The following is a 26392-nucleotide window of genomic DNA, read 5'->3' on the forward strand; positions in this document are numbered from 1 at the left end:
GGGGGGGGGAGGGCGTCGTCCTTTCGCCATGCGCCGACCCGGGGTGCCCGACGCCCTCAGAGCCACCCGCGGTCGAGGGCCTCGGCCGCCGCCCGTGTCCGATCCGGCTCGCCGATCTTGCGACAGGCCGAGGCGACGAGGTTGCGCACCGTGCCGACCGCGAGATGCAGCTGCGCGGCCACGTCGGCCGACCCGCTCGCGTGCGCGACGAGGCGCATGACGTCGCGCTCCCGAGGGGTGAGAGGGCACTCGGCGTGGGCCAGGGCCTCGGCGGCGGCCCCGGGGTCGACGTACTTCTCGCCGTCGACCGCCCGGGCGACGAGGGCCAGCAGCTGTCGCATCGAGAGGTTCTTCGTCAAGACGGCGTGCGCTCCAGCGCGGACGCACCGTCGCACGAGTGCCGGAGGCAGCTTGTGAGCTAGCACGATGACCGTCTCGCCGGAGTCGACGGAGCGTCGCGCCTCGTCGACGGCGACTGCTTCCCAGTGGTCGAGGTCGATGACGACAGCTGACCGACGTCGTGTCGATCCACCGGCCTCCGGACCCTGAGGAGGATCGGCGGTCGACCCGGGGGTCGTGCGGCCGGATCGGGCGACGAACATGCCGGGCGTCGAGCGTATGCACCTCTCGAGTGCCGACACGGTGAGGGTGTCGGCAGCGATGACCGTCACTGCGATCTCGTCGTCGTTCATCGATCGGTCTCCGCTCCGCTGACTCGTCTGGTCGATCACATGACGCCCATCATGTTAGATGCATGAGTCACTCACGGGCGGTCGATGATGCGGGGCACTGATGCGTCCCCATGCCTCTGTAGAGGCTTGATCCATCGACCAGAGGACGACGTGAGGGGGTGACGAAGATGAAGAAGATCGAGACCACGACGATCAAGCCCGGTAGTGCAGCACGCTGCGACGGCGCCTGCCTGTGCACCTGACCATCGAGGGCGGGTCACCGACGCGGCGGCCCGCTCTTCCTCTTCTTGCGAGTGATCATGAATCTCCCCCTCCTGACCTTGTTCGAGATCGAGCGGTACGAGAACTTGTGGCTGGCTCTCCGAGCCGCAGGCCCGAGGCGTGCACATCGGCTGATGACAGAGCTGGCCGCCCTCGACTCCGAGCGCTACGAGAGCGCAACTGAACGGCGCGACGGTCGAGTCGCGAGCGCAGCGCGTGCCCGAACGGCCATGCAGTCCCTGCCTGCCGTGCCTCGCCACCTGATCGACGAGGCTGCGAACCGGTACGGCACCTACGGGCCTCGAATGCAGCGCGACGCGAGTTACATCATGCTGTGGTTGTCGGATCGGGACAGGCTGTCCGAGGTCGTGACGGTCGAGGGACGAAAGCATCTGGACGACGCACTGGCAGCAGACCGTGGAGTCCTGGCGCTGCCGCTTCATCTCGGAGCGTCTTACGTCATCCCTCCTCTCCTGGGGCACGTCCATCCGACCCGCTTCGTGGTCAACCGGATGGACGTGGAGACCCTCAAACGGTTCGCTTTCCCGGACCTGGACGTCGCGGGCTTCCCCCTCGACGACACGACGACGTTCCGGCGTGGTCTGCGGGCGCTGAAAGCGGGTCAGATCTTCGCGATGTTCCCCGAATACGACCCTCGCGGGCAAGACCATCGCCATCAGGAGGTCGATTTCCTGGGGTCGCGCATCAAGGCCCCTCAGGGTCCGGCGCTGCTCAGCGCCGCGGCAGGGTCTCCGATGATTCCGATGCAACTGGACGCCGATGGTGACAGTCGCTTCGTCCTGCGCGTCCACGAGCCCATTCCTGCGCCCGTGACGGAGAACGACATCGCGACCGCCGTGTCATGCCTCTGGAACCTCATCGCAGCACTGCTGCTGGACGGCCGACTCGGCGACTGGGAGATGTGGACGGACTTCGATCGCATGCAACCGGGTGGCGGCACATGACCGAGGCGCCTCTGGTGAGTGTGGAAAGAGTCACCCGCCGATTCGACTCGCCGCCGGCCCCCGCCGCCGTCGATGACGTCTCCCTCGAGATCAGGAGAGGGGAGATGGTCGCGATCGTCGGGCGCTCGGGATCCGGCAAATCGACTCTCCTCCAACTCATCGGAGCGCTGGACGAACCTGACGCCGGGGAGATAAGCATCGGTGGCGTTCCGCTCGCAGGTCTCTCGGAACGAGAACGGACGGCCCTCCGCCGAGAACGTCTGGGGTTCGTCTTCCAGTCCAGTCACCTGGTGCCGACGCTCAGCATCGCCGAGAACGTGGCGCTGACCGCCATCGTCGCGGGGGAGCGGCGGCGATCCTGGGGCCCGCGTGCGGACGAACTGCTGAGACATCTCGAGCTCGGCACGCGGGGTCGTGACCGACCAGTCGAGCTGTCCGGAGGCGAACGGCAGCGCGTCGCTCTCGCGCGAGCCCTCTTCGCGCGACCGGAGGTGCTGCTGGCGGACGAACCGACCGGCGCGCTCGATACGGCGACGGCATCACGAGTCCACACTCTGCTGCGTTCGGCCGTCGGGGCCGGGACCTCCAGCGTCGTCATCGTCACGCACGACCTGGAGACGGCCTGCATCGCCGACCGTCTCATCGTCCTGCGAGACGGCCGCGTCACCGCGGATCGATCGTTCACCCCACCCGGCATAGGCGACGAGGAGGTGAGGGCTCATGAAGAACGCGTTCGTCGTTGGCTGGCGGAACATCGCTGACGGGCGCCGGCGGTCGATCCTCACGGGGCTGAGCACGGCACTGGGGGTCGCGCTCTTGACGACCGCCGTGCTCGGAGGCCTGACATCACGCCAGACAGTCGTCGGGGGCATCGAGTCGCTCGTGTCCTTGGGAGATGTCGGCGTCGTCCCCGGACCGGGACGAGAGCTGCTGCAGCAGGACGCCGTGCCGGATCTCGCCGCGTTACCTGGGGTGGACAGCGTCCTGCCCACCTTGAGCCGTGAGACGGTAGTCACGGGAGGCGGTCTGTCAGACGAACCCGCCCTCCTGACCGGCGTACCCGTCGGACCGGACTCGCTCGCTGCCCTGGTCGTGACCGAGGGTCGGCTTCCGTCGGCCGACGCGACGGAGATGCTCGTTCCGTCGAGGCTCACGACTGACGCCGACGTGAGCGTCGGCACACCAGTGAGTGTCGCTACCCCGAACGGCCCCGTTCGCTTCACCGTCGTCGGAGTCGTCGATCAGCAGTCCCTCGGCGTATTCGCCGACGGACATGTGTTCACGAGCCTCGGCAACGCCCAGACGACGTACGGCCTGGACGGGGCCTTGACCCGCATCGATCTGACACTGGACGCGGCCGACGGGGATGGATGGACGACCCTGCACCAGCGCGATCTACCCGAGGGCGCGGCGTTTCAAGACACTGCCGCGATCGCTCGCGGTATAGAACCGGTCGCGACGGCGGTCTCCGTGGTCACGGGGCTGCTCGGTGTCCTCGCGCTCTCGCTCTCGACGATGCTCGTCGCCTCGGCGAGTCTCGGCGCGGTCCGATCGCGCCGCACCACCTACGCCGCACTCCGGGCCATCGGTGCCGACAGGCGCTGGATCGGCGCCTCCGTCCTCGCGGAGACGGCGATCGTCTGCGGGGCGGGAACCGTCGTCGGCGCCGTCGTGGGGGTGCTGACCGGAATCGTGCCAGGACAGGACATCCCGGGGCCGGTGTCGATCGCGCTCGCCATCGGAATCGGGGTCACGGGTGGGATCGTCGCGGGTGGTGCCGGCGCCCTCCGAGCCGTCCGCGAGGTGATGGGCATCTCGCCCGCCCTGCAGCTTCGGGGGCTGGCAGACCGCGATGTTCGATCCGCTGGCCGTGCTCGTCCAGTCACCCTCATCATCGGCTCGGCGGCCGTCACGGGCGTGTGCATCGCAGCGGCCTCAGGGGGGACGAACCTCGCCATGCTCGGTGTCGTCGGGTGCGCCTTGCTCTCGATGATCGCCGCGCGGGCTCTCGTTCGGCCGGCGTCCGTCATCACGGCTCGCTGTCTCCGAAGCGGAGAGCTGGCTTCGCGAGACGAGCGCTCCGTGCGGCGGCAGGTGGCCGCGCCGGTTGCGATGGTCGTGTTCGGCGGGGTGCTCTTGTCATCGACTGTGGGCGCGGTGTCCGACGCGACGGTCACGCAGATCGAGCGGCAGTTCGGGGCGGACGTGCAGGTGACGTCGATGGTCCCGCTCAGGGAGGTCCCCGATTTCGGCAGCGTCGACGGCGTCGGACTCATAGCCTCCGCCTCGACGGGGACGGCCAGCCTCAGCAGTGGAACGTCCGTCATCGATGTGCCTGTCCAGGCGGTCGACAGCGACGCGTGGTTCGACGTCGCCCAACTGCCGTGGCTCGATGTGGGCGACACGGAAGGGGCGGCCAGCGTGCGCGCCGCCTCGGGCATCGCCGTGCCTCGGGGGGTGGCGGAGATGCTCGGTGTCGAGGCGGGCGACGACGTCGTCCTGACGAGAGGCGGAGTCGACCGCGAGGTGACCATCGCAGGGACCTTCACCTCGCTGGCGACTGGTCAGACGATAGTCGTCGACCGGTCGCTCGGCCGTGCTCTGGGATTCGTCGATGTGAGCAGGTGGGACATCTCCGCAGCTCCGGGTGTCGAACCCGAGATGCTCGCGGAACGCGTGGATGATCTCGTCGGACAGCAACCTGGAGTCCAGGTCATCACAGGACACGAGACCAGGACACGCGCTACGACTGAGATCGTCGGACTCACCGCCGGACTCTTCGCAGTCGTCGCTCTGACCATCGGACTCGGTGCCCTGGGTGCGAGCAGCGCCCTCAACTCGAACGTCGAGAGGCGTCGAGGGGACCTCGCCATCTTGCGCGCCATAGGCGCCGATCGTCGCTTCGTGGCCCGCGTCATCGCGACAGACGTCACAGTGGTGGCCGTCGTCGGGATCCTCGGCGGGGTCGCAGGTGGGCTCGTCGGCGGATTCCTCGGCACGGGCCTCGTCTCGGGTCTGCTCGGAGTCGCCCTCCCCCAGCCGATCCCCTGGAGTCTCGCCGGGGGTGTCGTCGGCGTGACCGTGGTCGCGCTCACTCTCGCCGCCGTCGCGCCGTTGCGGTCCGCGCTGACGACCGACCCGCTGATCGTCATGAGAGCTGAGGCGACATGACCGAGCGATACGAACCCGGCACCCGACCACGGCTTCGCGACAGCATCGTCGTCGCGATCGGAGAGGACGGGCGCATGCAGGTGAGAAACCCCTACGAGAGGACGGTCTCCACATTCGACGTCGAGGCGTGGGTGCCGCAAGTCGTCTCGAAGATGGACGGCTCCAAGACGGCGGAGGAGCTCGGATGGGCCGTGGCGCCGGCTGTTCCACGCGGCGACGTCGAAGCCATCATCGATGCGCTCGCCGAAGAACGTCTCCTCGCGGTCTCGGCCCCGAGTCGGGACGTCTCGGGACGACACAGCCGGCAGCTGCGCCTCTTCGACGACATGCTCGCGTCGGGGGATCTCATCGACGCCTCCACGTCGGACGGGGCTCAGTCGATCCTCCGGAATTCTCGAGTAGCAGTCGTCGGGGTCGGCGGTGCAGGCTCGTGGGTCGTCCAGGCGCTCGCTTCGGCGGGAGTGGGCAACCTCGATGTCATCGACGCAGACGTGGTCGAAGTCAGCAACCTCAACAGGCAGGTCCTGTTCCGACTGGAAGACGTCGGTTCGATCAAGGTCGAGGCGGCGCGACGCCGCGTAGAGCAGATCGACCCATCCATCCGGGTCACGTCCCGGAACCGGACCATCCGAACGGTGGCCGCTCTGCGCGAGATCATCGCGGGCTGTGATCTCGTCATCAATTGCGCCGATCACCCCACGGTGACACTGGCCTCCGACATCGTGGCCGAGGCCTGCATGGCGATGGGCATCCCGCACATCGTCGGAGGGGCCTATGGGGCCGTCCTCGGGGCGCCGGGCGTCTCGGTGATTCCCGGTGAGACGGTGTGCTGGTTCTGCGTCCGTGCGACTGCTTCTCGGTGTATCGCCGACTCTCTCGGGTTCCATCAGGGAGCTGGATCTCTCGACCCTGGAGTGGCATGTGCATGCTGTTCAAGCCCGTGAGTCCTGCCGCTGTGTCCAGGCGGTTCTGTGACGGGCCGGGGCGGCGGCTCGCGGGCCGGGCGCAGGGGGCTGGCCTAGCGTGGCGGGGTGACCGAACAGAGCTCTCGCACCGCGCCTCCTGCAGCATCGATCCCCGAGGAGGCGCGGCGACGGTTCGAGACACCGGCCGGCCCGATCGTCGGCCGGGTCGACGGCGACGTCGTGCGGGCGACGGGCATCCGCTACGCCGAGTCCGACCGATTCACCGCACCACGCCCGGTGCCGCCCTCGACCGAGCCCGTGCTCGCCTTCGACCGCTCGCCCGGGTCTCCGCAGCTGCCCTCCGAGGCGCTGAGCGCCCTCATCGAAGGCGCCGCCGACGGCATGGTCGCCGACGAGAGCTGCCAGTTCCTCTCCGTCACCCTCCCCGCCGACCTCCGCCCGGGCGAGCGCCTGCCCGTCATGGTGTGGATCCACGGCGGCTCGTACGTCACCGGCGCCGGCGACCTCTCCGTCTACGACCCCCGCGCGCTCGTCGCCGAGCAGCGCGTCGTCGTCGTCACCGTCACCTACCGCCTCGGCCTGTTCGGCTTCTTCGGCGACGGCGACCGGATCCCCGCCAACCTCGGGCTCCTCGACCAGCTCGAGGCGCTCCGCTGGGTGCACGCGAACATCGAGGGGTTCGGCGGCGCGGCCGACCGCGTCACCCTCTTCGGGCAGTCCGCGGGCGGCGACGCCATCGCCCACCTGATGATCAGCGACGGCGCTGCCGGGCTCTTCCAGCGGGCCATCGTGCAGAGCGCCCCGCTCGGCATCACCTCCGGGCGCTCGAAGATGTCCGCCGCGATGGCGGCCGCCGTCGGCACCCCGTCGCGCGACGCCCCCGTCGACGAGGTGCTCGCCCGGCAGGCCGTCGCCGAGAAGGCCGCCCGACGGTTCGGGTTGCGCGGCGGCATGGCGTTCGGACTCCAGTACGACGAGACGCCCCTGCCCGCCGAAGCCGACCGCGATGCCGCCTGGCGCCGGGTCGCCCCGCAGATCGACCTGCTGATCGGCACCACGAGCGAGGAGACCGGGCTGTTCCTGGCGTTCATCCCCGCGCTCCGTCGCCTGGCCGCGCTGCCGGTGGTGGGCGGGCTGGTCCGCAGGGTGCTGGTCGGCGGGACGACCCACGTGATCTACGGCCGAGACGCTCGGGCGTTCGCGGACCGGCACCGCGCCTCCGGCGGGAGGGCCGTCCGGTACCGGATGACCTGGGCCCCCGAGGGCGCCGAGTTCGGCGCGGCCCACGTGACCGACGTGCCGCTGCTGCTCGGCGGCCGCGAGTCGTGGGGGCACACCCGGCTGGTCGGCTCGAGCTCGTGGGAGGACGTCGACCGCCGCGGGCGCCGGGTGCGGCAGATCTGGGCCGACTTCGCCCGCACCGGCACCCTGGCGGCGGACGCCGCGGCGGGGGCGCGCGACACGATCACGCTCGACCGGGGCTGAGGCGTGGCCTCGCTCGCGAGCCGGCGCGCCGCCGGCTCGCTCGCGTGACACCCCGTTTTCGGCGCTACACCCGCATTTACCGGGGTGTAGCGCCGAAAAGCGGATGTAGCGGCGCGGCGCGGGCTACGCGCGGCACGGGCGCGGCGCGGCGCGGGCTCGGGGCGGCGCGGCGCGGGCTACGCGCGGAGGGCGGCGGCGACGCGGTCCCACCACGCTGCGGAGGCGGTCCGGGCGGAGTCGACCCGCGCCTCCCAGGCGGTGCGCACCGCGTCGCGCGCGCCCCAGGCGTCGAGCACGATCCGGTCCGCCGAGCCGGCCAGCACCTGCTCGGCCGAGACGACGCTCGACTGACCGAAGTTCGCCAGCGCCCCGGTCAGCTTGACCGTCGTGTAGTCGTCGACCGCGATGCCGACGGTGGGGACGCCCGCCGCGACGGCGAAGACCGCGGGGTGGTACCGGCTCGTGAGGTGCAGGGCCGCCTCCCGGGCGAAGCGCGCGGCGGCGGGGGTGTCGGTGGTCGGCTCGACGCGGGCGGGCCGCATCATCCGGTCGATCACGGCGCGGTGCAGCAGGGAGTCGCCGCGCTCGTCGGCCCGCAACGACGCCCAGTGCGCGAGGAACACGACCTCGAGCCCCGTCTCGTCGACGACCCGATCGAGGAGGCGCGCCACGGCCTCCGCGAACAGGGTGCGGTCGGCGGCTCCCACGTGGGCGGAGAGGCTGACCGCGCAGTACGGGGCCGCGGGCGCGGCGGCCGCGGTGCCGGCTGCGGGCGCCGCGGCGTCGGTCGCGACCCCGACGAAGCTCGCATCGTCGATCGTCGCCGTCAGCCGCGACTCGGGCACGCCGAGCGTGCGGACCAGCTCGAACGAGGCGCGCTCGCGCAATCCGACCAGCTCGGCGCCCGACAGCAGCTCGGCGACGAGCGCGCGGTCGTCGCCGTCGAGCACGGGCCCGATCGTCTGCCCGGTCACGACGTACGGCTTGCCCGCGCGGCGCGCGAGCTCGGCGAGCGTCGACCGCTCGAACACGTGCATCGGCCAGAGCGACGCCATGTTGCCGCCCCCGGCGACGGCGAAGGCGTCGGAGGCGCGGATCGCCTCGATCGCCTGCCACGCGGTGTCGGAGGCGGGGAGTGCGGAACGGTCGCCGTCGGCGGCGGCCAGCACGCGCCTCCTGCGCTCCAGCTGACCCTCACGGCCGCCGGTCGTGGCCGGCGAGAAGTCGAGCGCGGGCACGGCCTCGATGCCGTAGCGGGAGGCGGTCTCGGCGGGGGTGGACGAGACCCCGGTGATCGAGGCGCCGCGGGCCCGCAGCTGCGCGGCGAACTCGTCGAACATGGCCTCGTCGCCGATGTGGATCATGTCGTCGACGACGCCGACGTCTCCGATGGTGACGATGCGCACGGGGCCTCCGGGGGTGGTGATGGGGGGTCGCGGTTCCGCGCCGAGACGACGGTACCGGACGGCGGAGCGGGGGTTCGGGCACGGGCTGCGGCGGGTTCGTGTCATCCGGGGCGGGTCAGCGCTGACCCGCCGCCGATGACACGGACCCGCCCCACCGCCAGGGGCCCCGCCCGCGCGGATCGGGCCCGCGCGAGAGTGTCACCGTGCGGCGATAGGCTCCCCTCTGCCCGGGGAGTCCGGGCGCGACGCACCGGCGGCACGGCACACGACCTCGAGAGGCACCACATGGGGATCCAGACCTCGCTCGACGCGATCCACGAGGCCGAGCGTCTCGTCGACTCCATGCGCCTCGCCGACGAGCTGGCTCTCGACGCCGCCCGCACCGGCGGGCCCCGCACCATCCGCGTGCTGCGCACGGCCCTCTCGAGCGACGACCAACTCGTCGCCATCGCCGCCACGAACGCCCTCGCGCAGGTCTTCGACGACGCGGCCGACGTCGTGCTCTCGGGGCTGCTGTCGAGCGACCGCACCTTCTTGAGAGAGCACGCCGCCTCGGCGCTCAGCCAGCGCCTCCCTCGCTACGACACGATCGGGCGGCTGATCGGCCTCGTCGCGACCGGCGGCTTTACGGGCATGGTCGCGCAGCGCACGCTCGAGCAATGGACGTCGTCGTCGCCCGCCCTCGTCGCCGTCGGGCTCGAGGGCGCGCTGCTCGGCGTGCACGAGCCCGATGCGCGCTACCGGCTGGTCGAGACGCTCGGGCTGGTGCGCGCCGCCATCGCCACCCGGCCGCTGCTGACCATCGCCCTCGACCCCGGCGAGCACGAGCGCGTCCGGGTCGCCGCGGTCTCCGCGCTGGGGCAGCGGCAGGGCGACTCCGCGGTCGCCGCGGCGGTCGACGGGCTCGCGCGGCACGAGGGGTTCCTCGGCGACGTCGCACGGCTGGCCGTCGTCGATCTCTCGGCACGACCTGACGAGCTCCGCGCACCGACCGGCGACCTGACCGTCGCCCAGCTGTTTTTGCACGCCGACATCGACGCCGACCTGACGCAGGCGGGCAGCGGCGACAACGGCGGTATCGCGACGCTGCTCGTGCGGCTCGGCGACGCGCTGGCGGGGCGCTCCGCCGCCGGGGCGTCGGCCGGTCTCGATGCGGGCAGCGGCTTCGGCGCGGGCGGCGGCTCCGATGCGGGCGGCGGCTTCGGCGCGGGCTTCGGTGCTCAGACCGAGCCCGGCAGCCGAGGAGGCGCGGGTCGCGAGCCCGACACCCGTCACGTCGGCCGCGTGGTCACCCTCTCGCGCGGTTCGGCCGCCGGGGCGCTCGACAGTGTCGAACGGATCGCCGCCACCACGACCGGTCACACCTACGGACGGGTGCCCCTGCTCAGCGAGCCGGTCTCGTCGGCCGCGGCCTGGCCGCTGCGGGTCGCGGCCCGACGCGGCATCCGGCGCATCCTGCGCGCGAGCGGCGGGGTCGACCTGCTGCACCTGCGCATGGCCGACGTCGGCAGCCTCGCGGCGTCCGACGTTGCGCGCGAGCTGGACATCCCCGTGGTGTTCACGGTGGCGCCCGATCCGCACGCCGTCATCCAGTCGCTCGACCTCGCCGGCGGTCTGACCCGCGAGACCTTCGGCGACGTCGACGAGCGCGAGCACTTCTGGTTCCGCACCCGACTGGTGCAGCAGCTCGCGGCCAACGCGTCGCACACGGTGCTGTTCCCCCGACCCGAGCTGCAGCGCGACATGCGCGAACTGGTCGGCATCGACATCACGGCGCACCCCGAACGCCACACGGTCGTGCCCGAGGGCATCGATCTCGACGTGGTCGACCGCGCGGTGTCCGAGGCTGCCGAGCACGCCGCGGGGCTGCCGCCGACCCCGCCGCTCGCCGAGCTGCGCGAGCTGCTCGAGACCCTGCCGCCCGAGCGGCGCGATCTGCCGCTGCTGGTCAGCGTCGGGCGGCTGCACCGCGTGAAGGGCATGGCGACGATCGTCGAGGCGTGGGCCGGCGGAGGTGCGCGCGGCGGTGGTGCGGGCGCGGCCGACGGCGGCGCTGCGGGCGCCGGCGCTGCCGGGCCGCTGCGCGACCGGGCGAATCTGCTGCTGATCGGCGGCGATCTGCGGCACCCGAGCGCCGACGAGCGCGAGCAGCTCGACCTCATCGACGGGATCATCCCCGCCGACCGGCACCGCGCCTCCGGCCTGCTGCTGCCCGGGCATCGCCCGAACGACACCGTCGCCCGCTGGGTCGCCGCGGCGCGCTTCGGGGTGCCCGGGCTCGCGGCCCCCCGCGGCGTCTACGTCTGCGGCAGCCTCAAAGAGGAGTTCGGCATCGCGCTGCTCGAGGCGATGGGCTCCGGTCTGCTCGTCGTCGCGCCCGAGGGCGGCGGGCCGTCGACCTACGTGCGCCAGGGCGACACCGGCTACCTCACCCGCACCTGGGACGTCGACGCCCTCCGCAGCGCGATGGGCCAGGCGCTCGAGGCCGCGGGCGACGAGACGACGGAGGCGCGGGCCGGCCGGTCGCGCGACACCGTCGAGCGGTCGTTCACCATCCAGGCCATGGCCCGAGCACTGACCGGCGTGTACGAGACCGTGCACCACGACGAACTCGAACAACGCGAATGGAGCGTGAGCAGCCGATGACCCTGCTCGTCATCAGCCCCGACTACGCCTCGCACCTGCTGCCGCTGGCGACCCTGGCCACCGAATGGCGCGAGCGCGGCGAACGGGTGGTCGTGGCGACCGGGCCGGCCACCGCCTCCATCGTCGAGTCGTTCGGCTTCGAACGAGCGCACCTGCAGCTCGGTCGCGGCTCGAACCCGGGCGTCATCCGCGCGGAGGAGCAGGTCGCCGACGAGGACGCCTCGCTGCGCGGCTTCTTCGACGCGACCCGCGTCGGCATGATCGAGACCCTCTCGTACCAGGCTCGCGAGCGGCTCACCGACCTCATGTGGCAGCCCGTCGAGACCGCCCGCGCCGTGCTCGCGGTCGTCGAGTCGGTCGCGCCCGACCGCATCATCGTCGACCACCTCGCCTTCAGCGCCCGCCTCGCACTCGTCGCCGGGGGAGTGCCTTACGCCGACGTCGTGCTCGGGCACCCGACGGCGCTGCCCGTCGGCGACGAGGTCTACGGCTGCCCGCCGGAGTGGCCTGCGGCGTTCGCGGCGGAGGCCGGCGGTGCGGCCGGCGGTGCCGGCGCTGCGGGTGCCGCGGGAGCCGCGGGTGCGGGTGTCGGCGCCGGTGCTGCGGGAGGCGCGGGTGGTGCAGGAGGCGCGGGTCGGGGCGACGACGGAACGGCCGGCATCGCGGGGCTGCGCGAGCTCTGCGAACGGGTCGACGCGTCGTTCACCGCCGAGTGGAACACCGCGCTCGCCGAGCTGGCCCCGCACCTGCCGCCGTCGACGAGCGCGTTCGGCGAGCACGGCGAGCTGCTGCTCTACAACTACCCGGGCGAGCTGGCCGACCCCGCGCGCGAGGAGCTCCTGCCGCCGCACGTCTGGCTCGGCTCGGCGGTGCGCACCGAGCCCGCCGACCCCGAGGTCGAGGCCTGGCTGGCCCAGGGCGCGACGGTTCGGCGGGTTCCCGTCATCGGCGGCGGGTCAGCGCTGACCCGCCCCCGCCGACAGGAACCCGCCGCACCCGCCGAGCCCTTCGTGTACGTGAGCTTCGGGAGCTTCCTCTCGGTGCGCTCGGACGTGCTCGGGCGCGTGGCCTGTGCGCTCCGCACGCTCGGCGTCCGAGCGGCGATCGCACTGGGGTCGGGCGCCCGGGAGGACCTCGGCGAGATCCCGTCCGACTGGCTCGTGCGGGAGTTCCTACCGCAGGTCAGATTGCTCGGGGCGGCGTCCGCGGCCGTGACGCACGGGGGGAACAACAGCGTGACCGAGGCGATGACCGCCGGTGTGCCGCTCGTCGTGCTGCCGTTCTCGACCGACCAGTTCGCGGGGGCCGCCGCGCTCGAGCGGACCGGCTTCGGCGTCGCGCTGCCGCCCAACACGGCCACCGAGAGCGAACTGGTCGAGGCGCTGCGGCATGTGCTCGCCCTCCACGAGAGCGCGCCCGACGCCGCGGCGGGCCTGGCCGCGCTCGCTTCGTCGCTGAACGAGGTGCCGGGGAGGGTGCGAGCCGCGACGGCGCTGACCGCGGGGCGCTGACCTGGGCGACCCGCGCCTCCTCGGCTCGGTGCGCTCGGTGCGCTGCCCACGGTGGTCGGAAGCGGCCCGTCAGCGGGCGCGGAGGGGCGTGTTCTGACCAGGGTGCGCTGCGCGGGCGGTGCGCTGGGCGCACCTTGGTCGGAAGTGGCCCTTCTGGGGGTGCGGAGGGGCGTCTTCTGACCAGGGTGCGCGGGGCGGGCGCTAGGCGGGGCGCGGCGCGGGGCGGGGCGCGCGGTGTCAGCCGAAGACGACCGCGCGCATCGCCTCGGGGCTGACGGCGGCCTCGCGATAGCGCTCCATGAGGGCGGCGTTCGCGTCGTACTGCGGGCCCTCGCGCACCTCCGCCTGGTGATGCAGCGCGAAGACCATGCCCTCGTGCCGCCGCGGAGCCTCACCCAGCAGCGTGCTGTGCGCGAGATACCACGCGGCGTCCTCGAAGCCCCAGCCTCTGAAACGTTCGTCCTGCCCGCCATGACTCCGCCACGAGGAGGCGCGGGTCACGTACACCCCCGAGCACGCCCCCCGCACGAGCTCGAAGTCGCACTGCTCGAGGGGCGTCCCGGCGGCCGCCTGCGTGGTCCCCTCCCGACCGAGCCAGTGATACTCCGTGTAGGGCAGGTGCACGCGGCCGCTGTCGCGGGCCGCGTCGATCGCGGCGAGGAGGGGCTCGCGCTGGGGCAGGGTGTCGGCGTCGCCGATGACGGCGATCTCGTCGTCGTCGAGGACCGCGACGCCGAGGTTGCGGCACTGGGCCAGGTTGAAGACGGGGTCGGGGGAGTCGACGGTGCGGATCTCGGCGTCGGGCAGGGCCTCGGCGTACCAGTCGCGGACGACCTCGAAGGCCGCGATGCGGCTGGGCTGCGGACGCCAGGGGAGCACGACGGTGACCATCCGCCGAGCCTAGCGGCGCGGGTGCGCGCGGCGACGCCGCCGGTGCTGGCCCTGCCCCTCGAAGAACCGCGTTCGCGAAGATGAACCGCGATACAGCGCGGTTCATCTTCGCGAACGCGGTTCATGGGCGGGAGTCGCCGCACGGCGCGAGCACCGCGGCAGGAGGCGCTGGCCGCGAAGCGCAGAGGAGGCGCGCTCCGCAGGAGCCCCGCAGCCGGCGTGGATACCCTGGCGGCGGCCGTCTCGTGCGGTCGACCGTCCGGAACGAGCCGGGCGCCGCCTCCGCGGTCCGCCCCTCGGCCTGCGGGTGCCCGTCGGCCGCCTCGGCCGCGACTCGCGGACCGACCCCGGGTCGGAGAGGCACCCGTGACCCCCGCATCGACCCCGTCCCCGGGCGCCGCCGCATCGGCTCACCGCGCCGCCGACCCCGCCGCCTCGGCTCACTCCGACGCCGCTGATCGGGGCGCCAGCACCGGCACCAGCGCCCGCAGCACAAGCGCCAGCGCCGCAACCGCCCGCCCGCCGGTCCGCGTCGCGGTCCTGCTCGGCCTGCTGGCCGCCGCGATCTCCGCGGCCGGCTCGTGGATCCCGTCGTTCTGGGGCGACGAGGCCGCGAGCGTCATGTCGGCCCAGCGCCCCCTGCCGAGCCTGTTCCACATGGTCGGGCACATCGACGCCGTGCACGGTCTCTACTACCTGGGGCTGCACTTCTGGATCGACCTGTTCGGCGCCTCCCCCTTCTCGACCCGCCTGCCCTCGGCGCTCGCCGTCGGGGCGATGGTCGCCGGAGTCGTGCTCCTCGTCGACCGCCTCGGCACCCGTCGCCTCGCCGTGATCGCCGGCATCGTCGCGGCCGTGCTGCCCCGTGTCACCTCGATGGGCACCGAGTCCCGGTCGTACGCGATCGGGGCCGCCCTCGCGGTCTGGAGCACCTGGGCCCTCGTGCGGATCGTGACCTCCCGGCACCGCGCCTCCCGGGCCGACTGGGTCGTCTACGGCGTGCTCGCCGGCGCGGGGGTGGGCGTGTTCGTCTACTTCGGTCTGATCGTCGGGGTGCACGCGCTGCTGCTGCTCGCGCTGGCCCGCGACGCCCGTCCGGCCGCTGCAGCAGGAGGCGCGGCGCAGCACCCCGAAGGAGGCGCGGCGAGCATCCCCGAAGGAGGCGCGGCGCAGCACCCCGAGGGAGGCGCGGCGCGCCTGCGCGAGGGCGGCGACGTCGTGCGGGCCTGGGTCGCGACGGTCGGGGTCGCGCTGCTCGCGGTATCGCCCATCGTCGTGTTCTCGGTGGCCCAGCGGGGGCAGGTGTCGTTCCTCGCGCGGCGCGACACGACCAGCCCGCGCGCCCTGCTCGTCGAGCTGTGGTTCGGCGACACCCGCTTCGCCGTCGTCGCCTGGGCGCTCGTCGCAGTCGCCGTCGTGGCGCTCGCCGCCGGTCTGCTGCACCGCGCCCGCGACGGCTGGTCGGCGGCCCTCTCCGTGACACCGCGCGGCGTCCTCACGGTGACGGCGCTCCTCCTGGCGTTCGTGCCGGCGGTGGCACTGCTCGCGCTGAACCTCGCCGTGCCCGCGTTCTCGGGTCGGTACCTGTCGTTCAGCGCTCCGGCCGTGGCGATCCTCGTCGCGATCGGCATCGACGTGCTCGCCTCGCGGCGGGCTGCCGTCGCGGCCCTCGGCGTCGCCGTGGTCGTCGGGCTGGCCGCACCCGTGTGGCTCGACCAGCGCGGACCGTACGCGAAGAACGCGACCGGCTGGCAGGACCTCAGCGCCCTGGTCGGCGAGCACGCCGTCGCCGGAGACGCCCTCGTCTTCGACGAGTCGCCCAAGCCGTCGATCGAGCCGCGTCTCGCGCTGCACACCTACCCCGACGGGTTCGAGGGGCTGCGCGACGTGACGCTGAAGACGCCGTTCGTCGACGCAGACGGCTGGCGCGACGACGTGCTGACGGTGCCCGAGGCGGCCGCGGCCGGTCGGTTCGACGACGCTCCGCGGGTCTGGTTCGTCGAGTACGTCGCGGCCGACGGCAGCACGTCGCCGAAGTCGGGACTGCGCGAGCTGCTGGGCGACGGCTACGCCGAGGTCGGCAGCTGGAGCACGCACCGCGCCCGCCTCGTCGAGCTCGAGCGCTAGCGCCGCGCGCCGCTGCCGGCCGCACGTCCCGCACGTCCCGCGCGCCGGCGCGACACCCGGTCCCGCGCGCGACACCCCGTTCTCGGCGTGACACCCGCATTCATCGGGGTGTATCGCCGAAAACCGGGTGTAGCGATGAGCCGGCTGGCCGGCGCGGACAGCCTGCGCCGCGCCTCCTGCCGGCACCGCGCCTCCTGCAGTCCGGTGCGGCCCGCGCTACCGCGTCAGCGCGGTCAGCTCGGCCCGGGTGCGGGCGCCGGCCTTCCGCAGCAGGTTCGAGACGTGGAACTTCACCGTGTTCTCGCTGATCCCGAGCGAGTCGGCGATCGCCCGGTTGCGCGCGCCCGACGCCACGAGCCGCAGCACCTCGCGTTCGCGCCCGCTCAGCGCCACGGTCTCGTCGAGCGTCCCGCTCTCGGCCGGCGGGTCGAGGGGCAGCGAGACGGCGACGTCCGACCCCCACCCCGGCGTCGAGGCGACCGAGAGCGAGCCGTCGAGCGCCGTGACCCGCTCGGCGATGGGCCGCAGCGAGTCGTCGCGCACGGTGAGGGCGCCGGCCCCGTCGTCGCGGATGCTCATCAGCAGGTTGAGCCCGTCGCAGTCCCACTGGATCCGCACGCGCCGCGCGTCGCCGGTGTCGACGAGGGCGAGCACGGCGCTCCGCACGATGGCGCGGGCGGCGTGGGCGACCTCGCCGGGCAGCGCGCGCCCCGTCGCCGGAGGCTCGACGAACTGCACGTCGAGGTCGCCGAAGCGGACGAGCGGTCGCAGATCGCTCCGGAGGCGCGCGAAGGCCCCGACGACCGGCTCGAGCAGCAGGGACCGCTGGTGATCGGTCTCGGTGCGGATCTCGACCATGGCCGAGGCGGCGATGTCGATGGCCATGGTGCGGGCGGCGCGGTCGTCGAGGCGCGACGACCGGAGCGTCGCGAGCAGCGACTCGAGGGTGAGGGCCTGCCGGTCGACCAGCTCGGCGACCGACCGGGCGTGCTCGACGACGAGCGACCGGCTCGCGGGCGACGGCAGATCGACGAGGGGCTGGGCGGTGTCGGCTGCGGCTGTGTCGGCTGCTGCGGCGGCTGTGTCGGGCATGGCCTCAACCTATCCTCCACAACCCGACCTACCCGAACGGATAGTCACACCCCGTCGGACGCACGGCGCATCAGGAGGTGCGGGCGAGGAGGGTGGTACCCATGCCTCCCGCAGACACCAGCGACACCGCCGCCCCAGCACCCGCCGACGCGCTCGACCTCGTGCGCGCCGAGGTCGACCAGGCCCTCCGCGCCGTGGTCGAGACGAGCCCCGACGGTCTCGAAGCCGTCGCGGGGCTGCTCGCCGACGCCGACCGCGTCTTCGTGCACGGCGCCGGTCGATCGGGTCTGGCCCTCCGCATGACGGCCATGCGCCTCATGCACTTCGGGCTGACCGTGCACGTCGTCGGCGACGTCACCACCCCCGCCATCCGCGAGGGCGACGTGCTGCTGACGGCGAGCGGCTCGGGTACGACGGGCGGCATCGTCCGTGCGGCGGAGGCGGCGACCGAGGCCGGCGCCCGCGTCGCCGCGGTGACCACCGCCTCCTCGTCGCCCCTGGCCGAGCTGGCGACCGCCGTCGTCATCGTCCCCGCGGCCGAGAAGCTCGACCGCTCGGGCGACGCGTCGGCGCAGTACGCGGGCGGCCTGTTCGAGCAGGTCGTCGTGCTGGTCGGCGACGCGATCTTCCACTCGCTGTGGAAGCGCTCGGGCATCGACGCCGACGACCTCTGGCCCCGGCACGCCAACCTCGAGTAGTCGCACCGCGCCTCCTCGGATCCCGTTCCACCCCACCTCATAGAAGGAGCACCACATGAAGCTGCAGTTCGCCATGGACACCCTGACCACCGAGGCCGCTCTCGAGCTCGCCGCCGCCGCCGCTCCGAGCGTCGACATCATCGAGCTGGGCACGCCGCTGATCAAGGCCGAGGGCTTCCGCGCCATCACCGCCATCAAAGAGGCGCACCCCGACAAGATCGTGTTCGCCGACCTCAAGACGATGGACGCCGGCGAGCTCGAGGCGGGCGAGGCCTTCAAGGCCGGCGCCGACCTGGTGACCGTGCTCGGCGTGGCCGGCGACAGCACCATCGCCGGTGCCGTCAAGGCCGCCAAGGCCCACGGCAAGGGCATCGTCGTCGACCTGATCGGCGTCAGCGACAAGGCCGCCCGCGCGAAGGAGGTCGTCGAGCTCGGCGCCGAGTTCGTCGAGATGCACGCCGGTCTCGACGAGCAGGCCGAAGAGGGCTTCACATTCGAGAAGCTGCTCGAGGCCGGCAAGGCCTCGGGTGTGCCGTTCTCCGTCGCCGGCGGCGTCAAGGCGTCGTCGGTCGGCTCGGTCCGCGACGCCGGTGCGCAGGTCGCCGTCGCCGGTGCCGCGATCTACGGTGCGGACGACGTCGCCGCGGCCGCTGCGGAGATCCGCGCCGCCATCTGATCCACCGCACCACGTCGAACCCCCGCGTGAGCATCGCACCCTGTCACGTCGGGGTTGGATGCTCATGCGGGGGTTCCGCGTCGAGGCGACGAGCGTGCGCAGGGCTCGCCGAGAGGCACGGCCGTCGTCAGCGCCATTGCTGCCGGCGGCCGCACCTCTCGGCTCGCCGGGGTCGAAACTAGCGCGGACCTGAGCCGTAGTCGAGTCCGTGCGGGGTGGTCGTAGTGTGATCGTGATGAGCGAGTCGATCACCCCCGAGCCCACCTCCGCGCCCGCGCCCGGCGCCGCCCCCTCGCCCGGCGCCGCCCCCTCGCCCGGTGCCGCCCCTTCGCCCGGCATCTACCGGCACTTCAAAGGCGCGCTCTACGAGGTCGTCGGCACCGGGCGGCACAGCGAGACCGAAGAGCAGCTCGTCTTCTACCGGAAGCTCTACGACGACTACTCGTTCTGGGTGCGCCCGCTCGACGACTTCGTCGCGGACGTCCAGCGCGACGGGTACGACGGGCCGCGGTTCGTGCGCGAGCACTGACCCGGTCGGCGCTGCCCTGAGCGGCACGGACCCGGTCGGCACTGACCTGCTCGGTGGTGCCCCGTCGTGCCTCACCGCGCCTCCTGCATTCTTCCACCGCGCCTCCCGCATCCCTCTGCAGGATGATTCTGTGCGGATGATCAGGAACCTTCTGCATACTTGCCGCTTCGCCCGAGCGCACGCCCGTCCGCACGGGAGCGTGGGCGGACGACTCGAGGCTCAGCCGCCTCGACGGAATCCACCGCCGATCCCCGGTGTCGACGACGTGTCCAGTCCGTCGTCAGAACCGGGGTGCGCACTTCTCACGAGCACCGAGGAGGCGCGGGTCGGCCGAGCACTAGGACCTCATGCCCCTCGAGACACCCGGCACCACCCCCGCCCCGCCCACCCCTGAGACCCCCGCCACCGCCGTGCCCCCCACCCGCCGGGCCCTGGCCACCGCGCGTCGCCGGGCCGCCCGCCGCAAGCTGGTCGCCATCGGCTCGATCGCCGCCGTCGCCCTCGTCGGCGGCACCGGCTTCGCCGTGTACACGACGTCCGGGCCCGCGACCGGCGTGACCGCCGCCTCCCACGCGGCCGACGTCGAGGAGCAGGAGGCCGCGATCGCGGAGTCGCTCAGCCACGCGAAGGCGAAGTCGACGATCTCGATCGCGAACCAGGTCGTCGCCGCGTCCGCCGGCAAGGTCGACACGAGCGCGCTCGAGACGTCGCTGGCCGCACTCGACGACTACCGGTCGCTCGACGCCGACGCGGTCGACGACCGGGTCGCGGAGGCCGCGAGCACGGCGCAGACCGTGCAGGCCGCCGCCGCCGAGGTCGACAAGCAGGCCAAGGCCGCCGCCGAGAAGAAGGCCGCCGAGGAGAAGGCCGCCGCCGAGGCGAAGGCCGCAGCGGACGCCAAGGCCGCTGCGGACGCGAAGGCGGCCGCCGAGGCCGCTGCCGCCGCTGCCGCCGCCGCGTCGCTGGCCGAGGGCAACTCCGTCGCCGGGGCCAAGGCCACCGCGCAGCGACTCGCCGCGTCCGACTACGGCTGGGGCGCCGACCAGAACTCGTGCCTCGTCTCGCTCTGGACGAAGGAGTCCGGCTGGAACTACAAGGCCTACAACGCCAACGGCGGTGCGACGGGCATCCCGCAGGCGCTGCCCGGCAGCAAGATGGCGTCGGCCGGCTCGGACTGGGCCACGAACGCGACCACCCAGGTCGTGTGGGGGCTCGACTACATCGACCGCGCGTACGGCAGCCCGTGCGCCGCGTGGTCGCACAGCCAGGCGGTCAACTGGTACTGAGCCGCGCTGCGCGCTCGCGAGACGCCCTTCCCCGTGCGGGGGAGGGCGTCTCTCGTCGCCTGCCCCCCTCGGTTCCGCGCTCGATGGGTCAAGACACGCCGCGCCTCCTCGGGGGCCCGCGGCGTGTCGTGACTCCTCGACGGCGGGGCGGTGCGCGGCGGGGCGGGGCGGCGCCCTGCGGGCGGTGCGCCGAGTGGTAACACGCGCGACACGCGGCAGGGGCCAGCGGCTGCCAGGATCGAGGCATGAGACGCCACGCCTCCGCCCTGCTCGAGTTCGACGTCGCGGCGCCCGCCGAGTTCGTGCTGTCGGTCGCCGTGTCGCGCCTGTACGACGGGGTGGTCGACGAGTCGCTGGCGGTGACGCAGAACGGCGAGCCGATCGAGGTGCGCGAGATCGACGACCGGCACGGCACGCGACTGCACCTGTGCGAGGTCGAGGCCGGGCGGGTGACCGTCGACTACCGGGCCGTCGTCGAGGGCCGTCTCGCGCCTCCTGAACTCGACGAGATCGATCTCGTGCGATACCGCCGGCCGAGCCGGTACTGCGAGTCGGACACGCTGTTCCCGACGGCGCGGGCCGAGTTCGCCGGGCTGGACGGTCGCGATCTGCTCGCGGCGGTCAGCTCGTGGGTGGGCTCGCACCTGGCGTACGTGCCCGGGGCCAGCGCGCCGACCGACGGCGCCGTGCAGACGCTGCTCGACCGTCGCGGGGTCTGCCGCGACTACGCGCACCTCGTCGTCGCACTGCTGCGGGCGCTCGATGTGCCGGCGCGGCTCGTGTCGGTCTACGCGCCGGGGCTGTCGCCGATGGACTTCCACGCCGTCGCCGAGGCGTGGGTCGACGGGCGGTGGCACGTGGTCGACGCGACGGCGCTGGCCCCGCGGCAGTCGCTGGTGCGGATCGCGACCGGGCGCGACGCGTCCGACACGGCGTTCCTGTCGAGCCGAGGAGGCGCGGTGACGGTCGCGAGCATGCGCGTCACCGCCGTCGTCGACGAGCTCCCGACCGACGACGTCGCGCAGTTCGTCAGCCTCGGCTGAGCCGCCGCCCCTGCCGCGAGACCCCAGCTCTTCGCCGAGACCCCAGCGGTTCGCCGAGACCCCTCTGCGCGCACTGGGGTCTCGGCGACTCGCTGGGGTCTCGCGTGGCTGCCCTCAGTCGGTGAGAGTCGGCCAGAGCGGACGGGCTCTCGCCGCCTCGATCGCGAAGTCGACGGCGTCGAGGGTGTGCCGCGCTTCGGCGACGTCGAACTCGGGCCAGCTCACGACGAGATCGAGCGAGCCGGCGGACGGCAGCGGCCAGAGCCACAGCGAGGCCGACGTGGTGAAGAGCTCGTCGTCGCCCGTGCCGCCGTGTTCGTTCAGGGTCAGGAGGGGCGGGTCGGGAACCACGGCATCGTCACCGAAGTGATGGTGGCCGTGACCGACCTCGGTCAGGGCCTTCGTCCCGTCGGCGAGAGCGACGCCGAACCGGATGCCTCGAGCCGGGTCGGCTCTGCCCGGCCGCCAGCGTCCGCCTTCGAAGCGGTCGGACAGGTCAGCCCACTCGCGAGGTGTCTGGCCCCGGCTGCGGAGCGACCAGTCGACGTCCAGCGCCACGCCCGTCGGGTACACGGCGAGGCCTCTGATAGTGATGGCGACATCGTCGGTCGAGGCGAGCAGCGCCGACGCCCCGATGCGCGAAGGAAGCCAGCCGGTAGGAGGCGCGGCCCACTCGGGAGCCCGGTACGACTCCGACGGGACCTCGTCGTCGTCGGACGGCACGACCGCGGGAAAGAACGTCATGCCTCACCGTAGTCACGCAGGTGTCCGCGCGAACCGCCGACCAGCCGCCGACCAGCCGCCGACCAGCCGCCGAGACCCCAGCAATTCGCCGAGACCCCTCTGCGCGCACCGGGGTCTGGGCGACGTGCTGGGGTCTCGTCCGAGGCCACGAAGGCGCCGGGCGAGAAGGCTGGCGGAGAGGATCGGCCCATCGTCACTTGGTCTCATTCGGGTGGTTCGTGTGGACCTGTTCGAGGTAGACGGTCTGCCCGTCGACGAAGTACCAGATGCGCGCAGTCCCTTGGGCTGTCGGCTTGTGCTGCCAGCGGTCGTACGTGATGCCGCTCCGCTCGATCGATCCGAGTTCGCCTCGAAGTCTGTAATTGGTCGGAGTCGTCGCGAGGGGAGTGCGCGTGAGGAAGTCCCATGTCTCAGCCATGGCGTTGCGAACCGTCGAGGTCAGATCCCTCCAGCCCCTGACGGCTTCCACCGTCGCGAACCGGATCTCGTACTCGATCTTCTTCGCAGGTCGCGGAACCAGGTCGCCCCTCTTGCGGCCCGCCAAACCTAGGGCCGCTCGACGGAGTGGACGACCCCGTCGTCGAGCCACTGGAGATCTTCGCGGCCGAGCCCTGCCGCCACGGCCGTGGCCGTCTCCTTCCAGGCGGTCAACTCGACGGTGACGAGATGAGACTGGTCGGTCGAGAACGAGGCGCGCGCGGCGTCGATGAGATCGCGCGCGCATGTCTCGCGGTCGGCGGGTGACAGGGCGAGCATCCACGGGAAGGATCGCGACATCCGCTCACTCAGGGAGCCTTCCGTGTCGAGCGTGACCGTGATCAACTGCGCCGCGATGTCGAGGAGCCGCGTTCGGCCGACGGCCTCGCGCTGCGACATCAGCACGAGCGCCTCACCATCGCGACGCGTCACCGTCACAGGGTGATCCTCCGCTTCGGCGAAGACCTCCGCCGAGTGCTTGCTCAGGTCGGAGGAGCGACGGGTGCGCGAGAGGCTGTAGATCATCTGGCTCATCTCCCCAGAGTATTCCGAACACGTTCGGAAGTCCAGGGGGTCGGATGATGATCAGGGCGTGACGGCCTCGTCGCTCTCCAACCGCTTCCCCATGCTGACCGCCTCATAGGTCGCGTAGCCGAGGCTCTCGTAGAACGCGATGACGTCGGTGTTGTCGGGTCGCACCTGCAGCTGCACCTTGGGGCAGCCGAGCGCGGCCAGCATCGCCTCGGCCTCGCCGACCAGCGCCTTCCCCAGCCCGGTGCCGCGCTGGGAGGCCGCGACGGCGAGGTAGTGGATCCACCCCCGGTGCCCGTCGTAACCGACCATGGCGGTGCCGACCACCGAGCCGGCGTCGTCGGCGACGAGGAACATCTCGGGCTGGGTCGTCGTCTTGCGCTGGATGTCCCGGTACGGGTCGTTCCACGGCCTGACGAGCCGCGCCTCCTGCCAGAGTGCGACCACGGCCTCGGTGTCCGCCTCGGCGAACGCTCGGATCTGAACCATGCCGAGAGCCTGACACGAGGAGGCGCGACTCCCGACCGCGAGTCGCTCACGACGGCTCGGATCGGCCTCTAGCGCGCGGCGTGCGCGGGCAGCGGCACCGCGTACTTGAACCCGACGTGCGAGTCGACGAAGCCGAGGCGCGTGTAGAAGCGGTGCGCGTCGGTGCGGGCGGAGTCCGAGGTGAGCTGCACCAGGGGTGTGGAGAGTTCGATGGCCGCCTGCTCGGTCACCCAGCGCATCATCGCGCCTCCGATGCCCGACGACCGCTGCGTGCTGGCGACGCGGACCGCTTCGACCAGCAGTCGCGAGCTGCCGCGTCGTGCCATGCCGGGGATGACCGTCAGCTGCAGCGTGCCCACGACGACGCCGGCGGCGTCCACCGCCACGACGAGCTCGTTGCTCGGATCGTCGACGATCCGATCGAGCGCGGATGCGTAGGCCTCCCGGTCTCCGTCGCTCGCGACGTCACCGCGGCCGGCGCTGATCGGATCGTCCGACAGCAGCCGCATGATCGCCTCGAGGTCGTCGCGGGTGGCCCGTCTCACGAGCACGCTCGCGTCGCGGGCACGGACGGACACGGGCAGCTCGAGTCGCGTGATCACAGTCCATTCTCTCGATTCGAGCCGCCGAGTCTGCTGCCGCGCCGTCGATGCGAGGAGCCGGATCGGGCCGTCGAGGAGGTGGTGGTCCCCTCCCGCATGCGAGCTCGGGCCTGATCAGCCGGCGACGGCCGCCGGATGCGGCTGCAGGGGAGAGGCGAGAAGATCTTGCACGGGCTGGGCGAGGGCCCCTGCCTTCGAGTGATGCGGCAGCCCTGTGACCACCGTGAGTCGGCTCAGGAGAGACTGCGGAACGACGTCGTGAGACATGACAGCGTCCCAGACGTTCACGGTCTCCTTTCCGAGGAGCAGGACGATGACCTCGTCGGGTGATCCGAGGAGCTCCAGTTCGTCGAGAAGGGGATCGACGACGTGCGCACGGATGTCGAACGCACCGTTCTTTATGTCGCGCTTCAGCGGCCCGGAGTCCTTCGTCGGGTAGTCCTTCACGACGTCGCTCAGGAAGGCACCCTCGAGCGGCGTCCCACGGAGAGAATTACGCAGCTTGCCGTCAGGGCTGTGGCCTGCGGTGTGGAAATTGCCGCACCTCTTCATCTCCCCGTCTCCGACCAGGCCAGTGTTCCCACCCAGGATCAGCACATCCGACCGCAAGCGCTCCCATGGACGCCCTGCGATGTCGAAGACGCTCAGGTCATCGACCTTGTCTCCCCAGATCGCCCAACTCGCCCACTTGCTCACTGGCCCCGACAGGAACGCGGCGTAGGCGGCCTCGGATACTCCGCTCGTGCTCTTCGTCTGCGAGAGGTGCTCGGTCAGTGTGGATGCCATGGTGTCCTTCGATGTTCTCGTCCTGCTCGTGACGCCATCCTCCAGCAAGAGATGAGAGTTTGTCGATTCGACGATGAGAAAGGGGCAGCCTTCCCTCTTACTGCGCGGGGCGGTTTCGCTGAATGTTCACCGTTCGGTGAGGGCGGCGGCGTAGGCCTCGACCGAGCGGTGGTAGCGGGGGAGGGTCGGTTCGACGGCCTCGATCGCCACGCGGAGTGCTTCGTCGGGGCGGCCGGCGCTGTGCAGCGCGAGAGCGAGGAAGACCTTGGGGGCCGCTCCGGTGGCCGGGTGCTCGGGTGCGTCCCGGAGCATCGCGATGGCCTCGTCGGTGCGGCCGATGTTGCGGAGGGTCGACGCGTGCTGCACGACCATCCGGGCGGCCCGGTCGGGGTCGACGGCGTCGAGCCCGGCTGCGGTGGCGGCGGCGTAGTGCACGTCGGCCTCGACCTCGTGCCCGCCGGTGTCGAAGGCACCCCCGAGCTCGAACTCGCCCAGGGCGGGGTGCGGAGCCTCGTCGGCGAGGGCGCGCATGCGATCGATCCGCTGCTGGTCGTCGATCGTCTCGGCAGCCCACAGCGCGGCCACTCGGTCTTCCCACTCTTCGTCGCTCATGCCACCACGCTATTGCGATCCGGCGGCCGGGTGTTTCGAGCACGGCGCCGCATCCTCCTAGGCTTCGGGCATGACAGGGGACGTCGAGAGGTCGTACTCACAGCGTGCCGCCGAGTACATCGAGCAGCTGGGGTCGATGTCGACGGCGCATCCGACCGATGTGCAGCTCGTGACGACGTGGGCCGAGGGGGTCGACGGCCCGGTGCTCGACGCGGGGTGCGGGCCCGGGCAGTGGACGGCTCATCTGGCGGGCCGCGGCGTCGCTGCCCGAGGTGTCGATGCGGTCGGTGCCTTCGTCGACCATGCCCGCGCCTCCTACCCTTCTGTGCCCTTCGCGATCGGGAGCATCGACGCCCTGACCGACCCGGCGGACAGCTACGGGGGAGTGCTGGCGTGGTACTCGCTCATCCACCACGAACCGGCGGCCCTCGGCGGTGCGCTCGACGAGTTCGCGCGGGTGCTCCGGCCCGGTGGCCGGCTCCTGGTGGGGTTCTTCGTCGGCGACGAGGTGGAGGCGTTCGACCATGCCGTCGTCACCGCGTACCGGTGGTCGGTCGACGCGCTGACCGCCGAGCTCGAGGAGGCGCGGTTCGACGTGGTCGAGACGCATACGCGGACAGGTGGTCGGCCTGTGTCTGGGCCGGGGCGTGGGCCGGGGTCGGGGCCGCGGCCGCATGGGGCGATCCTGGCGGAGCTGCGTCGGCACCCGTGAGCGGCCGGGGGGCCGGTGGTGTGCGTGTGAGCGT

Annotated in this window: 25 protein-coding genes; 14 read left to right on the forward strand and 11 right to left on the reverse strand. The window is 72.3% G+C overall.

Annotation, left to right across the window (positions count from 1 at the left end; translation table 11 throughout):
• Positions 1 to 56: 56 nt before the first annotated feature.
• On the reverse strand, positions 57 to 692 hold the full coding sequence (locus tag SOM11_RS04785) for a response regulator transcription factor (protein WP_320477357.1): 636 nt from the start codon (positions 690 to 692) through the stop codon (positions 57 to 59).
• A gap of 299 nt (positions 693 to 991) precedes the next feature.
• Between SOM11_RS04785 and SOM11_RS04790 the strand changes: the two genes are divergently transcribed.
• The 5 genes from SOM11_RS04790 (at position 992) to SOM11_RS04810 (ending at position 7500) form a co-directional block, all read left to right on the forward strand.
• Positions 992 to 1918 carry a hypothetical protein gene (locus SOM11_RS04790; RefSeq protein ID WP_320477358.1) on the forward strand — a complete coding sequence of 309 codons (927 nt, stop codon included), beginning with the start codon at positions 992 to 994 and terminating at the stop codon, positions 1916 to 1918.
• A complete protein-coding gene (locus SOM11_RS04795) occupies positions 1915 to 2679 on the forward strand; it encodes an ABC transporter ATP-binding protein (protein ID WP_320477359.1) in 765 nt (254 codons plus the stop codon). The genes SOM11_RS04790 and SOM11_RS04795 overlap by 4 nt, the downstream gene beginning before the upstream one ends.
• Positions 2639 to 5089, forward strand: a complete 2451-nt coding sequence (locus SOM11_RS04800) for an FtsX-like permease family protein (RefSeq protein WP_320477360.1) — start codon at positions 2639 to 2641, stop codon at positions 5087 to 5089. The genes SOM11_RS04795 and SOM11_RS04800 overlap by 41 nt, the downstream gene beginning before the upstream one ends.
• Entirely contained in the window at positions 5086 to 6033 is a 948-nt protein-coding gene (locus SOM11_RS04805; RefSeq protein ID WP_320477361.1) for a ThiF family adenylyltransferase, read from the forward strand. The genes SOM11_RS04800 and SOM11_RS04805 overlap by 4 nt, the downstream gene beginning before the upstream one ends.
• Before the next feature lie 87 nt (positions 6034 to 6120).
• Positions 6121 to 7500 (forward strand): carboxylesterase family protein, encoded by a 1380-nt coding sequence (locus tag SOM11_RS04810; protein ID WP_320477362.1) that lies wholly within the window; start codon positions 6121 to 6123, stop codon positions 7498 to 7500.
• Positions 7501 to 7676: 176 nt separating this feature from the next.
• On the opposite strand, the gene SOM11_RS04815 is transcribed toward SOM11_RS04810, so the two are convergent.
• Positions 7677 to 8906, reverse strand: coding sequence for a polysaccharide pyruvyl transferase family protein (locus SOM11_RS04815; protein ID WP_320477363.1), 1230 nt, complete (start codon positions 8904 to 8906; stop codon positions 7677 to 7679).
• Positions 8907 to 9191: 285 nt separating this feature from the next.
• Between SOM11_RS04815 and SOM11_RS04820 the strand changes: the two genes are divergently transcribed.
• Positions 9192 to 11552, forward strand: coding sequence for a glycosyltransferase (locus SOM11_RS04820; RefSeq protein ID WP_320477364.1), 2361 nt, complete (start codon positions 9192 to 9194; stop codon positions 11550 to 11552).
• Positions 11549 to 13063, forward strand: a complete 1515-nt coding sequence (locus SOM11_RS04825) for a glycosyltransferase (protein WP_320477365.1) — start codon at positions 11549 to 11551, stop codon at positions 13061 to 13063. Before SOM11_RS04820 ends, SOM11_RS04825 begins: the two co-directional genes overlap by 4 nt.
• A 237-nt stretch (positions 13064 to 13300) precedes the next feature.
• Here SOM11_RS04825 and SOM11_RS04830 read toward each other — a convergent pair whose 3' ends face one another.
• A complete protein-coding gene (locus SOM11_RS04830) occupies positions 13301 to 13954 on the reverse strand; it encodes a galactosyltransferase-related protein (RefSeq protein ID WP_243216606.1) in 654 nt (217 codons plus the stop codon).
• Positions 13955 to 14320: 366 nt separating this feature from the next.
• Here SOM11_RS04830 and SOM11_RS04835 point away from each other — a divergent pair, with 366 nt between their 5' ends.
• On the forward strand, positions 14321 to 16081 hold the full coding sequence (locus tag SOM11_RS04835; protein ID WP_320477366.1) for a glycosyltransferase family 39 protein: 1761 nt from the start codon (positions 14321 to 14323) through the stop codon (positions 16079 to 16081).
• Between the two features lie 216 nt (positions 16082 to 16297).
• Here the strand turns inward: SOM11_RS04835 and SOM11_RS04840 are convergent, their stop codons facing one another.
• On the reverse strand, positions 16298 to 17173 hold the full coding sequence (locus SOM11_RS04840; RefSeq protein WP_192060935.1) for a LuxR C-terminal-related transcriptional regulator: 876 nt from the start codon (positions 17171 to 17173) through the stop codon (positions 16298 to 16300).
• A gap of 101 nt (positions 17174 to 17274) precedes the next feature.
• Here SOM11_RS04840 and hxlB point away from each other — a divergent pair, with 101 nt between their 5' ends.
• The 5 genes from hxlB (at position 17275) to SOM11_RS04865 (ending at position 21405) form a co-directional block, all read left to right on the forward strand.
• Positions 17275 to 17871, forward strand: coding sequence for a 6-phospho-3-hexuloisomerase (gene hxlB / locus SOM11_RS04845; RefSeq protein ID WP_320477367.1), 597 nt, complete (start codon positions 17275 to 17277; stop codon positions 17869 to 17871).
• A 55-nt stretch (positions 17872 to 17926) separates the two neighbouring features.
• Complete coding sequence (hxlA, locus tag SOM11_RS04850; RefSeq protein WP_192060937.1) at positions 17927 to 18547, forward strand: 3-hexulose-6-phosphate synthase; 621 nt, start codon at positions 17927 to 17929, stop codon at positions 18545 to 18547.
• A gap of 235 nt (positions 18548 to 18782) precedes the next feature.
• Entirely contained in the window at positions 18783 to 19076 is a 294-nt protein-coding gene (locus SOM11_RS04855; protein ID WP_320477368.1) for a DUF1653 domain-containing protein, read from the forward strand.
• Positions 19077 to 19423: 347 nt separating this feature from the next.
• Entirely contained in the window at positions 19424 to 20362 is a 939-nt protein-coding gene (locus SOM11_RS04860; protein WP_320477369.1) for a phospholipase, read from the forward strand.
• Between the two features lie 245 nt (positions 20363 to 20607).
• Positions 20608 to 21405 (forward strand): transglutaminase-like domain-containing protein, encoded by a 798-nt coding sequence (locus SOM11_RS04865; protein WP_192060939.1) that lies wholly within the window; start codon positions 20608 to 20610, stop codon positions 21403 to 21405.
• A 114-nt stretch (positions 21406 to 21519) separates the two neighbouring features.
• Here SOM11_RS04865 and SOM11_RS04870 read toward each other — a convergent pair whose 3' ends face one another.
• From SOM11_RS04870 to SOM11_RS04900, 7 genes are all read right to left on the reverse strand, one after another.
• Entirely contained in the window at positions 21520 to 22149 is a 630-nt protein-coding gene (locus SOM11_RS04870) for a hypothetical protein (protein WP_320477370.1), read from the reverse strand.
• 193 nt (positions 22150 to 22342) lie between these two features.
• Positions 22343 to 22567 (reverse strand): hypothetical protein, encoded by a 225-nt coding sequence (locus SOM11_RS04875; RefSeq protein WP_320477371.1) that lies wholly within the window; start codon positions 22565 to 22567, stop codon positions 22343 to 22345.
• Positions 22568 to 22695: 128 nt separating this feature from the next.
• A complete protein-coding gene (locus tag SOM11_RS04880; RefSeq protein ID WP_320477372.1) occupies positions 22696 to 23160 on the reverse strand; it encodes a prevent-host-death protein in 465 nt (154 codons plus the stop codon).
• A 51-nt stretch (positions 23161 to 23211) separates the two neighbouring features.
• Positions 23212 to 23646, reverse strand: coding sequence for a GNAT family acetyltransferase (locus SOM11_RS04885; RefSeq protein WP_320477373.1), 435 nt, complete (start codon positions 23644 to 23646; stop codon positions 23212 to 23214).
• Between the two features lie 68 nt (positions 23647 to 23714).
• Positions 23715 to 24248 carry a GNAT family N-acetyltransferase gene (locus SOM11_RS04890; RefSeq protein WP_320477374.1) on the reverse strand — a complete coding sequence of 178 codons (534 nt, stop codon included), beginning with the start codon at positions 24246 to 24248 and terminating at the stop codon, positions 23715 to 23717.
• A gap of 114 nt (positions 24249 to 24362) precedes the next feature.
• Positions 24363 to 25034, reverse strand: a complete 672-nt coding sequence (locus tag SOM11_RS04895) for a hypothetical protein (RefSeq protein WP_320477375.1) — start codon at positions 25032 to 25034, stop codon at positions 24363 to 24365.
• Between the two features lie 126 nt (positions 25035 to 25160).
• Positions 25161 to 25646: a tetratricopeptide repeat protein gene (locus SOM11_RS04900; RefSeq protein ID WP_320477376.1), complete on the reverse strand. Its 486-nt coding sequence runs from the start codon at positions 25644 to 25646 to the stop codon at positions 25161 to 25163.
• A 70-nt stretch (positions 25647 to 25716) separates the two neighbouring features.
• Between SOM11_RS04900 and SOM11_RS04905 the strand changes: the two genes are divergently transcribed.
• Positions 25717 to 26358, forward strand: a complete 642-nt coding sequence (locus SOM11_RS04905; protein ID WP_320477377.1) for a class I SAM-dependent methyltransferase — start codon at positions 25717 to 25719, stop codon at positions 26356 to 26358.
• Positions 26359 to 26392: the final 34 nt, after the last annotated feature.

Origin of the sequence: Frigoribacterium sp. CFBP9029, from assembly GCF_034045305.1 — a bacterium.
Classification (GTDB): Bacteria; Actinomycetota; Actinomycetes; order Actinomycetales; family Microbacteriaceae; genus Frigoribacterium.